The following is a 12,396-nucleotide window of genomic DNA, read 5'->3' on the forward strand; positions in this document are numbered from 1 at the left end:
AGGGCGAGTTATGACATCGACCGCGGCGATCAACGACGTGGCGACACGTCCGTCGTTGGCACTCATCAGTGAACTTGAGCAGACGCTCTATCGCGAGGCCCGATTGCTTGATCAAGAACGCCACGACGAGTGGATGGCGATGCTGGCGGAGGATCTGTTCTATTACATGCCGGGAGTCCAGACGAGATATCGTAACGACACCACGGATACGGTCAACGATTTGTCGCGTATGGCCTACTACAACGATGATCTCGACATGATCTTCACTCGCGTGGAACGGCTGAAGACCGGCACCGCATGGTCGGAAGATCCACCCACGCGTTACCAGCATCTCATCACTAACATCGAGGTTGAACTCACCGATCGTCCCAACGAATACAGGGTCTATTCCAACTTTTTCGCGTTCCGTAGCCGCAACGAGAGGGATGAAGACAGGCCGCTGGTGGGCAGTCGGGAAGACATCTGGCGTCACAAGGAGGGCGACTATCTCCTCGTGAAGCGGATCATCACACCCAAATGGAACACGCTGCTCAGCAAGAACCTCAACATCTTCCTCTGAGCACAGTAAGGGGCAACCAATGGCAAAAGTGACCGAACTCGGCTATCTCGGACTATCCGTATCCAATCTCGAGGCCTGGCGAGGCTATGCCGCCGGAATCATGGGCATGCAGGTCGTCGACGACGGCGAGGACGACCGCATCTATCTCCGGATGGACAGGTGGCACCACCGAATCGTGCTGCACGCGGATGGCAACGACGATCTCGCCTACATCGGCTGGCGCGTGGCGGGCCCAGTGGAACTCGACGAACTCGCCGAGCAACTGAAGAACGCCGGTATCCCCTTCGAGGTCGCCTCCGACGCCGACGCGGCCGAGCGACGCGTGCTTGGCCTGGTCAAACTGCATGATCCAGGCGGCAACCCGACGGAGATCTTCTATGGGCCGCAAGTGGACACCTCCTCCCCGTTTCACCCCGGACGGCCGATGTTCGGCAAGTTCGTCACCGAAGGCCAGGGACTCGGCCACATAATCATTCGCGAGGACGACGTGGAAGAGGCGACCCGCTTCTACCGACTGCTCGGACTGGAGGGTGCGGTCGAGTACAAATTCGCGCTACCCAACGGCGCGGTTGGGACCCCGGTCTTCATGCACTGCAACGATCGGCACCACTCCCTTGCCTTCGGGGTCGGTCCGATGGACAAGCGCATCAACCACCTGATGATCGAATACACCCATCTTGATGACCTTGGCTACGCGCACGATCTAGTACGGCAGCAAAAGATCGACGTGACCCTGCAAATCGGCAAACACTCCAACGACGAAGCACTCACGTTCTACTGCGCCAACCCATCCGGCTGGCTGTGGGAACCAGGCTGGGGCTCCCGCGTCGCACCTGCCCAGCAGGAACACTACCTACGCGACATCTTCGGTCACGACAACGAGGTTGAAGGCTATGGCCTGGACATCCCCCTCAAAGGCCTCGACGTCCCCGCATAAAGAAACAGGTGGGCGGTGGGGGGAGGGTGACCGCAAGAGGTGGGGCCCCTTCGATCGGATCACCCGCCACGCTTCGGGCGAAACGGTAAGAAATGTCGTATCGAATCTTGTAGGAGAAGATAATGTCGACGTCTGTCGAAATCATCGAGAAGCGTTTCCCGTCTGGAAACTTGGCCTCCCATGCGCTCGTTGCGGGGGATCCTCAGTCGCCGGCAGTTATGCTGTTGCACGGCGCCGGGCCAGGCGCCCATGCGGCGTCCAACTGGCGGCCTATCATTCCCGACCTTGCTGAGAATTTCTTTGTCGTGGCGCCGGATCTGATCGGCTTCGGCCAGTCCGAGCATCCCGAAACGTATCCCGGCCACATCATGTCTTGGGTAGGGATGCGTGTCGAGCAGATCCTGGGCTTGATGAACCATTTTGGGATCGAGAAGTCGCACATAGTCGGTAACTCGATGGGTGGCGCAGTCACTTTGCAGCTCGTGGTCGAGGCGCCCGAACGCTTTGACAAGGTGGCACTGATGGGCTCAGTCGGCGCTCCCATGAACGCCCGGCCGCCGGAACTGGCCCGTCTTCTGGCGTTCTATGCAGATCCGCGCTTGACCCCCTACCGCGAGCTCATCCACAGCTTCGTCTACGATCCCGAGAACTTTCCCGGCATGGAGGAGATCGTCAAGAGTCGTTTCGAGGTCGCGAATGATCCGGAGGTCCGACGTATCCAAGAGGTCATGTTCGAATCGATGAAAGCCGGCATGGAAAGCCTGGTGATACCACCCGCCACCCTCGGTCGACTGCCACATGATGTCCTGGTCTTTCACGGGCGTCAGGATCGTATCGTCCCCCTCGACACGAGCTTGTACCTCACCAAGCATCTGAAGCACGCGGAGTTGGTCGTACTTGACCGTTGCGGGCATTGGGCGCAGCTCGAACGCTGGGACGCGATGGGCCCAATGTTGATGGAACATTTCCGCGCGGCATAGTAACCGCATGGGTGAGGTAGGGATCGAGAAGGCGTTGCCAGGAGGTTGGGATGCTTGACGAACAGACGATCAATGAGCTCGCTGCGGAGCTATACCGCGCGGAAGCCGAGCGGGTTCAGATTGAGCAGTTCTCCCAGCGCTTCCCCGGCATGACAATCGATGACGGCTACCAGGTCAGCAGGGCTTGGGAAGCTTTGAAGCGCAAGGACGGCCGCACCGTGCTCGGCCACAAGATTGGCCTCACATCGCGTGCCATGCAACAGGCGGCCGGGATCTGCGAACCCGACTACGGGACCTTGCTGGACGACATGTTCTTCGCCGAAGGGGACGATGTGCCGTCCAGTAGGTTCATCGCGCCCAAGGTGGAGGTTGAACTTGCCTTCGTGCTCGGTCGCTCGCTGAAAGGGCCTGGTGTCACGATATTCGACGTACTGGAGGCGACCGATTTCGTCGTGCCTGCTGCAGAGATCATTGACGCGCGGATCCAGCGCGTCAGTGAGATTACGAAATCGCGCCGGAAAGTCGAAGACACGATCGCGGACAATGCGGCGAGCGCCGGGGTCGTGGTGAGCGGGCGGCCGGTGCGGCCGGATGCATTCGACCTGCGATGGGTCGGTGCGGTGCTCAGCAAGAATGCAATGGTTGAGGAGACTGGCATCGCTGCTGGCGTCCTCAACCATCCTGCTAATGGCATAGTCTGGCTGGTGAAAAGGCTTGCGCGATGGGGCGAAGGTATCGAGGCCGGAGAGATCGTGCTCGGTGGGTCGTTCACTAGGCCAGTCGAGGCCGGACCGGGCGATGTGTTTCACGCCGACTATGGTCCTCTCGGCTCGTTCTCATTTCGTTTCGGTTAGGGCGATCGATCATGCAAAGTCCGATCAACTCCTTCAAAAAGGCCCTTGCTGCGGGCCGCACGCAAATCGGGTTCTGGCTCGCCTTAGGTGACGCCTATAGCGCCGAGGTCTGCGCGGGGGCGGGTTTCGACTGGCTGCTGATAGACGGTGAACACGCGCCTCAAGACTTGCGCTCTGTACTCGCGCAGTTGCAGGTGATCGGCGCCTATCGTGGCTGCCACGCCGCGGTGCGGGTCCCGTCCGCGGATACCACGGTGATCAAGCAATACCTTGATCTGGGCGCGCAAAGCCTCCTGGTGCCGATGGTCGACACTGCGGATGAGGCAGCAGCGGTCGTGCGCGCTTGCCGTTATCCCCCTGGGGGCATTCGCGGCGTGGGTGGGGCACGGGCGAGCCGTTGGGGTCGCTATCCCCGATATCTTCATGAGGCCGACGAACAGGTTTGTGTGGTCGTCCAGGCGGAAACCGCGCTAGCACTCAGCAATCTTGAGGCGATCGCCGAGGTCGATGGTATCGACGGGGTCTTCATCGGCACTGCCGATCTCGCCGCCTCACTGGGGTTCCCGGGCAATCCTGCGCATCCGGAGGTGCAGGACGCGATACTGGACGCCCTGCAGCGGGTTCGTGCGGCTGGTAAAGCTCCTGGAGTCCTCACGCCCGTCGAGGATCTGGCTCAGAAATATCTCGCGCATGGCGCGGTTTTCGTCGCGGTCGGCATCGACACCCACCTGCTGGCGAAGCAGACAAGCGCACTTGCCGCGCGCTTCGCCCAGGTGACGTGAACGCGTTCTCGCAATGAAACAAATCTGGATACAGGATGTGTCCGAGTTACACGGGGAGTTTGTGGACTTGGATGCCCTGTGGTAATGGCCCAAGCCGATCCAAACGCCTCACCCGCCCGTTCTCATGGCGGGCAACGGACCGAGGGTACTGGCGAGGGTGGTCGAATTCGGGGACGCATGGCTCACGATGCCCAAAGAGGAACCCCACGTGCTCGGGCGGAGGATCGGCGAGCTGCAAGATTTGGCGACTAGGCGGGGGCGCGGACCGGTACCGGTCACGGTTTTCGGTGCATCTGCCGACCCGGACGCCCTCGAGACCTACGCAGAATCAGGCGTATCCCGCTGCCTCTTTCGGCTGCCCTTAGCCTGGCGCTTTCATGCCGGTGAGGTCTCACGGCGCGTCTAATTCGAAGAATGGTGCTCCGACCTGGGAGAATTCGACTTACCACAGTTGAAAAACACCAGATCGAGAGGCACCATTCTGGTGAGTCAGTCTACGTCGTCGTACCCCACCCTGTCCGTCGATGCCACCGGAACCGGGGTCGTGTCGCACGCCGGCGCGGTGACGCTGTTGCGAACCGCGGATGTCACCGGACTCACCGCAGCCCTCTCGCGGAGCCTGTCGTCGTGGCGTAAACCGTTGGCGCAGTTCGACCCCGGCAAGATCATCACCGACCTCGCAGTCTCACTTGCGCTCGGTGGAGACTGCCTCGCCGACATCGCGACCCTCCGCGAACATACCGGCCTGTTCGGAAGAGTCCCCTCGGACCCGACCGTCTCCCGGCTGATAACCACCTTGGCCGCGGATGCGCCCGCAGTGCTCACCGCCATCGACACCGCCCGCGCAGCAGCTCGCACCGCAGCCTGGAAACACGCCGGTGACAACGCGCCCGATCACGACATCACCGCTCAGAACCCGATCATCATCGACCTCGATGCCACCCTCGTCAACGCCCACTCCGACAAAGAGCTCGCTGCACCAACATACAAGCGTGGCTTCGGCTTTCACCCGTTGATGGCGTTCGTCGACCACGGACATACGGGCACCGGCGAGCCCCTCGCCGCGCTACTGCGGGCAGGAAACACCGGCTCGAACACCGCCGCCGACCACATCGACGTCACCCGACAAGCGCTCGCACAGCTGCCGTTCACCACCGGTGGCCGCCCCGGCAAGAAAGTACTGGTGCGCACCGACGGTGCCGGAGCCAGCCACGCCTTCCTGTCGTGGCTGCACAACAAACGGGTGTCCTATTCGATCGGGTTCGGACTCACCGACACTATGGTCACCGCGCTCAGTGAGGTGAGGATGTCCCGAGCTCCGTGGAACTTCGGTGGCGGCCCGGTGAGCATCAGGCTGCGTTCTCCTGATCATTGTGCACGACGGGTGCGACAGATTCGGCGAACTCGCCCTCGAGCGCGGCGCGGAGTGTCGGCAGGTGCCGGTAGCCGTTGACGCGGCGGAACTGCTTGCCGGCCTCGACCATCCCGGCGGCGCACCAACGCAGCGCCATCTGCCCGTCCCGCCACCGCTTGACGTTGGCGGCGTGCTCGCGGCAGACCGAGATCATCGACTCGATGGCGTTGGTCGAGCGCAGCGTGCGGGCGAGGGTGGGCGGCACACCCAATCGCAGCACGGTGAGGGTCTCGTCGAGGCCCTCGCGCAGGCTGGCCGCCGCCCCGGGATGGGTGCGGTCCCGCTCCTTCGCCAGCGCCCGCAACGCGGCCTCGGCCTCGAGCGCCGACGCGGCGTGGTAGGCGTCGGTCATCTTGCGGCCCACACCGCTGCGAAGCCGTTTCGGCAGACGATCTTTCACGTTCCGGATCTTGTGCAGTTGACAGCGTTGGATCACCGGGCGATCGAGCACGTCGACCACCGCCTTACGCAAGGCCTTGGACCCGTCGAGCCCGACCAGCATCGGGCGGGTGACGTCCATACCCCGCTCGCGCAGGTCCACCAGCAGGTCGGTGACGACGGTGGCGTTCTCGGTGGCACCTTCGACCAGCGCGAGCGGGTGCTTGGTCCCGTCGAGGTCGATGCCCAGGGCGACGATGCAGCAGGATTCGGCGAAGTGGACCCCGTCGATCATCAGTGCCACCAGGTCGAGCCCGGACAGATCGGCGGAGAGCAGCTCGCCGAGGGCGGTTTCGGTCATCGCCACGAACTTCCGCGAGACCGCGGACTTACTTGTCGCCGAGGACGTTTCGGTCACCCGTTCACCGACCGGTTCGAGGCCGACCGGGTAGCGGCGGGTGGACAGGCCGGCGAGCATCTTCTCCATCGCCATCTTGCCCAGGATCTCGGTCGAGGTGAACAGCTCGTACGAGCCGATCGGCAACTCCCCGGATCCGTCGGCGGCCCGCACCCGCGGCCGGGTCACCGGCACCCGCCGGCCGCCGAGGGTCACCGACCCCCGTTCGCGGCCGTGCCGTACCGCGGTGCGCGCCGCATCGTGACGGCCCTTCGGCCCGGCCAGTGCGGTCACGTCGGCGTCCATCATTGCCTGCATGACCTGCAGGCCGGCGCCGACGGCCAGCGCGAGCAGGCCCTCGTGCATGTTCTCGGCGATCTCGGCCATCGCCACAGTGACCTGCTCCGGAATCACGGGCACGGTCGCGTCCACGGTCGGGTTCTGGCTACTCTTCTTCACGGCGGTCCCTTGCTGTCGGAGTTCTTGGAGGAACGCCCGACACCTACCACACGCAGGTCTCGAGCGGGGGACCGCCACCTAAACCTCTACGAGACCCGGGACAACCCCGTGAGGAAAGCGCATTCCACCCGGACCCGCCGCGATCGCGGCCGTGGACGTGTTGCGCCGCACCATCACTGGAACGGCCACCACAACATCGAGTGCGGTCGAACCCTCGGCTGCAACGGCCTCGACGGTCATCGACCTGTCCACCTACGAGCGGGCCGCCCGCGGAAGGAACACCCTCGCATGACCACCACCCCGATCACCGATGCGGATCCGGCGCCGAACACCGCCGAGGCGGCCAGCCTCTACCAACGCCTGCGCGGCCATCTGGCGGTGCTCAAACTCCACGACGCCGCCGAAGCCCTGCCCGCGGTTCTCGACCGCGCCCAACAGACCAACCTGTCGATGACCGCCACCCTGGAGGAGTTGCTCTCGATCGAGGTCGACGCTACCGAGGCCCGCCGACTCGCCGGACGATTGCGGTTCGCGTGCCTGCCGCCACCGGCGTCGCTCGAGGACTTCGATTTCGACGCCGCCGCGGGCCTCGACCGGAAGCTGATCGCCGAGCTCGGGACCTGCCGCAATCTCGAAACCGCGACGAACCTGCTGCTCATCGGCCCGGGGGTCAGCAAGACACACCTCGCGGTCGGGCTGGCGCGGGCCGCGGTGCACGCCGGCTACCGCACCTACTTCACCACCGCCGCCGACCTCGCCGCCCGCTGCCACCGGGCCGCGATCGAGGGCCGGTGGGCGACGACGATGCGGTTCTTCGCCGGCCCCACCCTGCTGGTCGTCGACGAACTGGGCTATCTCCCGTTGCCCGGCGAGGCGGCGTCGGCGCTGTTTCAGGTTGTCACGCAACGGTATCTGAGACCTCGATCATCATGACGACAAACCGCAGTGTCGGCGAGTGGGGTCAGGTCCTCGGTGACACCACCGTCGCCGCGGCCATGCTCGACCGGCTACTGCACCGGTCCGTGGTGCTCAATCTGGACGGGGACTCCTACCGCCTTCGGGATCATCACGCCCGCTCCGAAAACCTCCGCAAAGCCACCACCACACCCCGCCAACCGCTACAGTAATCACCGCTCACAGGTGGACACTTTCACCGAGCAAGTCTGAGCACTTTCGCCGAGCGTCATCAACATCAGTGGGCAGTTTCGAGATCCGGAAGCTGACCGCGACGGGAATTCGTGAGGAATCGTCAAATCCTGTGGATCGAGGTGTGTCAGGCGACCTCGGATACCGGCGTGTCCGGTGACGGTTCCGGGGCGATCTCGACGGGCCGTTCGAGGAGCTTGCCCTTGTGGAACAGCGCACCGGCCCGCACCAACGCCACCAGGTGCGGGGCGTTCACGGCCCGCCAGCGGGCCTGGGCGGCCTCGATCAGCTTGTAGGCCATCGCCATCCCCACCGCCCGCGACCCCGGACCCTTGGTCACCTTGGTTCTCAAACGCACTGTCGCAAAAGTTGATTCGATTGGATTTGTCGTGCGCAGATGCACCCAGTGCTCAGCCGGATACCGGAAGAACTCGAGCAGCACGTCGGCGTCGTCGGTGATCTTCACGACCGCCTTCGGATACTTCACGCCGCAATCGATCTCGAATGCCTTGATCGCCACCTGCTCCTTGTCGATGGCCTCGGCGAGGTAGATCTTCTTCATCGCCGCAAACGCACCGGGATGAGCCGACTTCGACAGCGCAGAAGGAATATTCGCCTGCTTGTGAAACCAGCAGCGCTGTTCCCGCGTTTCCGGGAACACCTCGCGCAGGGCCCACCAGAGCCCCAAGGCACCTTCACCGACCGCCAGCACCGAGGCCCGCATCCCACGCCGGCGGCAATCCCGCAGCAGGTCCGCCCAGGACTCGGTCGATTCCCGGTACCCGTCGGAGCGGGCGACGCGCTCCTTGCGGCCGTCGGCGCGGACCCCGATCATGACTAACAGGCAAAGCTTCTCCTGCTCGAGACGCACTTTCAGGTGAATACCATCGACCCAGAGATAGACGTAATCCGCCTGCGAGAGATCCCGGGCGGCGAAGGCTCTCGCCTCGTCCTGCCACTGCGTAATGAGGCGGGTGATCGAGCTGGCCGACAGGCCGGCACCGGTGCCAAGGAACTGTTCGAGGGCGGGACCGAAGTCGCCTGGTCGAGAGCCCGTGAGGTACAACAGCGGCAGCACCTCGGACACCTGCGCGGATTTGCGGGCCCATGCCGGCAGGATCGCCGAGGAGGAACCGTCTACGTTCACCGGTGTCGGGGTCGACGACGCGCTTGTCATTGACCCGCGGTGCCTTCACTGCCACCGCGCCGGCGGCGGTGACCACCTCGCGCTCGGCGTGGTAGCCCTTGCGAACCACCAGCCGGTGACCGTTGTCGTCGATCTCACCGACATGCCGGGCGATGTAGTCGGCGACCTCGGCCTGCAGGGCTGCGGCGAGCATCTGCCGGGCACCGTCACGGACGATCTCGTCGAGCAACGAGCGGCCCGCGCCGACTGCCTGGCCGGTCTCGTTGGAGTCGTCGTCGTAGTCCACTACCGTGAGCACGGGCGTACCTTCCCGCCACCGTTGGCGCGCTGGACTTGATCAGAATCCTGTTCGTGTACAGATCATCATCCGGGAAGGTGCGTCCTCCCGGGATCCACAGGTTTCGATCATTCCTCGGGAATTCGTCATGAACGCCACTCAACCGCAGTCCTTCGTGACCGGTGAAGCGTCGTTGGGCACCGGGGTGAGGTCGTGCCTCGCGGACGATCAGGGCATCCCTGAAGGGCCAGGACGAGAAACCGAGCAACCCGATCAGCTCCGCCACCCAGGCACCGTCTCGGACACGTCCGTCGGTGTCATAGGCCGGGGTCCACACATCGTCCGGGATCATCACGGCCTTCGCGACCATGGTCGAGCTCGAGCCCGACCGAGTACGACATGCGCCGCTTCGTCAGATATTCGATCAACGTATGCGTACCACCGGCACCGTCCGGCCTGACCCAGCACCTTCTTCCCGGCGAGATAGTCCGCCTCGAATGGCAGCTGTGCCAGAGCGTCCTGTAGGACCGCAATTGTGGTCGGCGGCCGTATTGGCCCCGGCGTTTCCCAGGGCACAACAGCATTGCCCCGGATCCCGGCTGCCTAATCCGAAAATGAGGTGACCGTGCCGACACCAGCGGCAAGGTCACCTCAATTTTTCGGATTAGCTCGTTGTGGTCGGCGAACGCATGTGATGACCGGATCCGGGCGCAAACGACTGGCCTGCAAAATCCCCCGCTGCACGGGTTCGGCCGGAGACGGATCTGGTTGGCATTGTTCCGCTTTCGTCTGCGAGCTCGTCGCGTGGACTCAGATGCTTGGCACTGTCGGTGCGCCCGGCGCGGTGGCGGGAGCCGAAACGGCCTCGCTTGAGGATCTTCTCGGTCGCGAGCCGGATCACCACCACCGAATCCACGACCGGAAACGACCAATCCGAAACCGGTCATGCCCGCACGGGGGACCCAAGAAAGAGTGAGGTACACCACTGATTTCAGTAGTTTCCCCGGATGCCGGAGAGCGTGGGCCAGTTGTTTAGTAGGAGCATAGAGGAACGCATCCGCGGGCGAGACAAGACCATTTGCCGTGCTGGCTAGAGCGAACGAAGGATGGAGTGGAGCATGTTGAGGTCTGAGCGTTTCAGTCCTGGGGAAGATTTTGGTCAGTTTGTCAATCTGCGGGATGGGTGGATTGATCGGAATATCTTCAGCGATCCGGATATTTATCAGGAAGAGCTTCACCGGATCTTTGCTCGGTCGTGGAACTTTGTTGCGCATGAGAGCCAGTTGCCGAACGCCGGAGACTTCCTGACGACGTATATGGGTGAAGACGCGGTTATCGTTTCGCGTCACAGGGATAATTCCATTCGGGTGTTCGCGAATTCTTGTCCGCATCGCGGCAACAAGGTTTGTTTCGCGGATGCGGGTAATACCCGTCGATTCGTGTGCAACTATCACGGGTGGTCGTTCGACAATGCGGGTGAGCTCTCGGGAATGTGGGCAGAGCAGGCCTATGACGAGGGTGACATCGACAAGTCGCAGACGAAGATGATGCCGGTTGCGCAGGTGGCCAGCTACAAGGGCTTGGTCTTCGCGACGTTTGACCCGGACGCGCCGAGCCTGGAGAACTGGTTGGGTGACTTCCGCTGGTATCTCGATATGATTTTGGACAACGAGGAAGGCGGAACCGAGTTTGTCGGTGGCTGCATCAAGTCGGAATTCAGTGCCAATTGGAAGTTCGGCGTGGAGAACTTCATCGGCGACGCCTATCACGCCGGCTGGACCCATGATTCCGGTACCCGAGCCACCTCCGGTGGGGCTCCCTTTCCCGAAATCGATATGGAAACGTCCTACCACGCCAGCATCAACGGTCACGGCTGGGAATTTGGGACGGAGGGTGTGGGCGATATCGGCTTGCTCGGTTCGCCGGAAGTAATGGACTACTACAACAAGATTCGACCGAAGATGGCCGAACGTCTCGGCGAGATGCGCTCGAAGATCTTCGGGTCGGTCGCTTCGTGCTCGCTCTTTCCCAACATTTCTTTTCTGCCTGGCATCTCGACATTTAGGGTTTGGCTTCCCAAGGGGCCGGAGGCGTTCGAACTGCGCACTTGGGTCCTCGTCAATAAGGCAATGCCGGACGAACTGAAGCAGGAGATCACCAAGAGGGTCATGTTGACCTTCGGTCCGGGTGGTCTCTTCGAAATGGACGACGGCGAGAACTGGTCGAACTGTACTACGGTCAACCGTGGAGTCGCGACGAGGCGGCAGCTGCTGCACTACGGTTCGGGGATCAACCGTCGGATCGACAACCATCCGATCCTGCCCGGCACCGTGTACCGGGGCCAGTACAACGACTCAAACCAGCGCCTTTTTTACCAGCGTTGGGTGGATCTGATGGAGACGAAGAGTCTGAAGGATTTGCCGCAACGCCCGGAGCCTCGCATGGCGTCGCGTGAGACGCGCGAACTCACTGGTGTTTCCGCTATCTGACACAGGGAAGGAAGGGCGAGTTATGACATCGACCGCGGCGATCAACGACGTGGCGACACGTCCGTCGTTGGCACTCATCAGTGAACTTGAGCAGACGCTCTATCGCGAGGCCCGATTGCTTGATCAAGAACGCCACGACGAGTGGATGGCGATGCTGGCGGAGGATCTGTTCTATTACATGCCGGGAGTCCAGACGAGATATCGTAACGACACCACGGATACGGTCAACGATTTGTCGCGTATGGCCTACTACAACGATGATCTCGACATGATCTTCACTCGCGTGGAACGGCTGAAGACCGGCACCGCATGGTCGGAAGATCCACCCACGCGTTACCAGCATCTCATCACTAACATCGAGGTTGAACTCACCGATCGTCCCAACGAATACAGGGTCTATTCCAACTTTTTCGCGTTCCGTAGCCGCAACGAGAGGGATGAAGACAGGCCGCTGGTGGGCAGTCGGGAAGACATCTGGCGTCACAAGGAGGGCGACTATCTCCTCGTGAAGCGGATCATCACACCCAAATGGAACACGCTGCTCAGCAAGAACCTCAACATCTTCCTCTGAGCACAG

10 protein-coding genes and 5 pseudogenes are annotated in these 12,396 nt (G+C 62.5%); 11 read left to right on the plus strand and 4 right to left on the minus strand.

What is annotated here, in order from left to right:
- The first annotated feature begins 10 nt into the window (after nt 1-10).
- From GFS60_RS35335 to GFS60_RS35365, 7 genes and pseudogenes are all read left to right on the plus strand, one after another.
- Nucleotides 11-559 (plus strand): 3-phenylpropionate/cinnamic acid dioxygenase subunit beta, encoded by a 549-nt coding sequence (locus GFS60_RS35335; protein ID WP_054248802.1) that lies wholly within the window; start codon nt 11-13, stop codon nt 557-559.
- 19 nt (nt 560-578) lie between these two features.
- A complete protein-coding gene (gene bphC, locus GFS60_RS35340) occupies nt 579-1,496 on the plus strand; it encodes a biphenyl-2,3-diol 1,2-dioxygenase (protein WP_054248801.1) in 918 nt (305 codons plus the stop codon).
- Nucleotides 1,497-1,618: 122 nt separating this feature from the next.
- Entirely contained in the window at nt 1,619-2,476 is an 858-nt protein-coding gene (locus tag GFS60_RS35345; RefSeq protein ID WP_054248800.1) for an alpha/beta fold hydrolase, read from the plus strand.
- A gap of 50 nt (nt 2,477-2,526) precedes the next feature.
- Complete coding sequence (gene hpaH / locus GFS60_RS35350) at nt 2,527-3,330, plus strand: 2-oxo-hept-4-ene-1,7-dioate hydratase (protein ID WP_054248799.1); 804 nt, start codon at nt 2,527-2,529, stop codon at nt 3,328-3,330.
- An 11-nt stretch (nt 3,331-3,341) separates the two neighbouring features.
- Nucleotides 3,342-4,112, plus strand: coding sequence for a 4-hydroxy-2-oxovalerate aldolase (gene bphF / locus GFS60_RS35355; RefSeq protein ID WP_054248798.1), 771 nt, complete (start codon nt 3,342-3,344; stop codon nt 4,110-4,112).
- A 97-nt stretch (nt 4,113-4,209) separates the two neighbouring features.
- Entirely contained in the window at nt 4,210-4,518 is a 309-nt protein-coding gene (locus GFS60_RS35360) for an LLM class flavin-dependent oxidoreductase (protein ID WP_268962680.1), read from the plus strand.
- Nucleotides 4,519-4,596: 78 nt separating this feature from the next.
- A pseudogene (locus tag GFS60_RS35365) lies at nt 4,597-5,436 on the plus strand (IS1380 family transposase); the annotation flags it as partial.
- A 25-nt stretch (nt 5,437-5,461) separates the two neighbouring features.
- On the opposite strand, the gene GFS60_RS35370 reads toward GFS60_RS35365, so the two are convergent.
- Both GFS60_RS35370 and GFS60_RS40225 read right to left on the minus strand, forming a co-directional pair.
- Nucleotides 5,462-6,688 carry an IS256 family transposase gene (locus GFS60_RS35370; RefSeq protein ID WP_442972231.1) on the minus strand — a complete coding sequence of 409 codons (1,227 nt, stop codon included), beginning with the start codon at nt 6,686-6,688 and terminating at the stop codon, nt 5,462-5,464.
- A gap of 150 nt (nt 6,689-6,838) precedes the next feature.
- Entirely contained in the window at nt 6,839-7,000 is a 162-nt protein-coding gene (locus GFS60_RS40225; RefSeq protein WP_159929213.1) for a hypothetical protein, read from the minus strand.
- A gap of 48 nt (nt 7,001-7,048) precedes the next feature.
- Here GFS60_RS40225 and istB point away from each other — a divergent pair.
- Nucleotides 7,049-7,887, plus strand: a pseudogene (gene istB, locus GFS60_RS35380) (IS21-like element helper ATPase IstB).
- Nucleotides 7,888-8,033: 146 nt separating this feature from the next.
- Here istB and GFS60_RS35385 read toward each other — a convergent pair.
- Nucleotides 8,034-9,351 (minus strand): annotated as a pseudogene (locus tag GFS60_RS35385) (IS256 family transposase).
- A gap of 114 nt (nt 9,352-9,465) precedes the next feature.
- Nucleotides 9,466-9,898 (minus strand): annotated as a pseudogene (locus GFS60_RS39610) (IS1380 family transposase); the annotation flags it as partial.
- 122 nt (nt 9,899-10,020) lie between these two features.
- On the opposite strand from GFS60_RS39610, the pseudogene GFS60_RS39615 reads away from it, so the two are divergent.
- The 3 genes and pseudogenes from GFS60_RS39615 to GFS60_RS35395 form a co-directional block, all read left to right on the plus strand.
- Nucleotides 10,021-10,229, plus strand: a pseudogene (locus GFS60_RS39615) (IS1380 family transposase); the annotation flags it as partial.
- 219 nt (nt 10,230-10,448) lie between these two features.
- A complete protein-coding gene (locus GFS60_RS35390) occupies nt 10,449-11,819 on the plus strand; it encodes an aromatic ring-hydroxylating oxygenase subunit alpha (protein ID WP_159929215.1) in 1,371 nt (456 codons plus the stop codon).
- Nucleotides 11,820-11,841: 22 nt separating this feature from the next.
- Nucleotides 11,842-12,390, plus strand: coding sequence for a 3-phenylpropionate/cinnamic acid dioxygenase subunit beta (locus GFS60_RS35395; RefSeq protein WP_054248802.1), 549 nt, complete (start codon nt 11,842-11,844; stop codon nt 12,388-12,390).
- Nucleotides 12,391-12,396 lie beyond the last annotated feature (6 nt).

Source organism: Rhodococcus sp. WAY2 (assembly GCF_009859915.1).
Taxonomy (GTDB): Bacteria; Actinomycetota; Actinomycetes; order Mycobacteriales; family Mycobacteriaceae; genus Rhodococcus_F; species Rhodococcus_F oxybenzonivorans.

Coding starts and splice junctions, on each gene's coding strand:
- GFS60_RS35335 (WP_054248802.1), top strand. CDS start 11: ATGACATCGACCGCGGCGATCAACGACGTGGCGACACGTCCGTCGTTG.
- bphC (WP_054248801.1), top strand. CDS start 579: ATGGCAAAAGTGACCGAACTCGGCTATCTCGGACTATCCGTATCCAAT.
- GFS60_RS35345 (WP_054248800.1), top strand. CDS start 1,619: ATGTCGACGTCTGTCGAAATCATCGAGAAGCGTTTCCCGTCTGGAAAC.
- hpaH (WP_054248799.1), top strand. CDS start 2,527: ATGCTTGACGAACAGACGATCAATGAGCTCGCTGCGGAGCTATACCGC.
- bphF (WP_054248798.1), top strand. CDS start 3,342: ATGCAAAGTCCGATCAACTCCTTCAAAAAGGCCCTTGCTGCGGGCCGC.
- GFS60_RS35370 (WP_442972231.1), bottom strand. CDS start 6,688: ATGGCCGAGATCGCCGAGAACATGCACGAGGGCCTGCTCGCGCTGGCC.
- GFS60_RS40225 (WP_159929213.1), bottom strand. CDS start 7,000: ATGACCGTCGAGGCCGTTGCAGCCGAGGGTTCGACCGCACTCGATGTT.
- GFS60_RS35390 (WP_159929215.1), top strand. CDS start 10,449: ATGTTGAGGTCTGAGCGTTTCAGTCCTGGGGAAGATTTTGGTCAGTTT.
- GFS60_RS35395 (WP_054248802.1), top strand. CDS start 11,842: ATGACATCGACCGCGGCGATCAACGACGTGGCGACACGTCCGTCGTTG.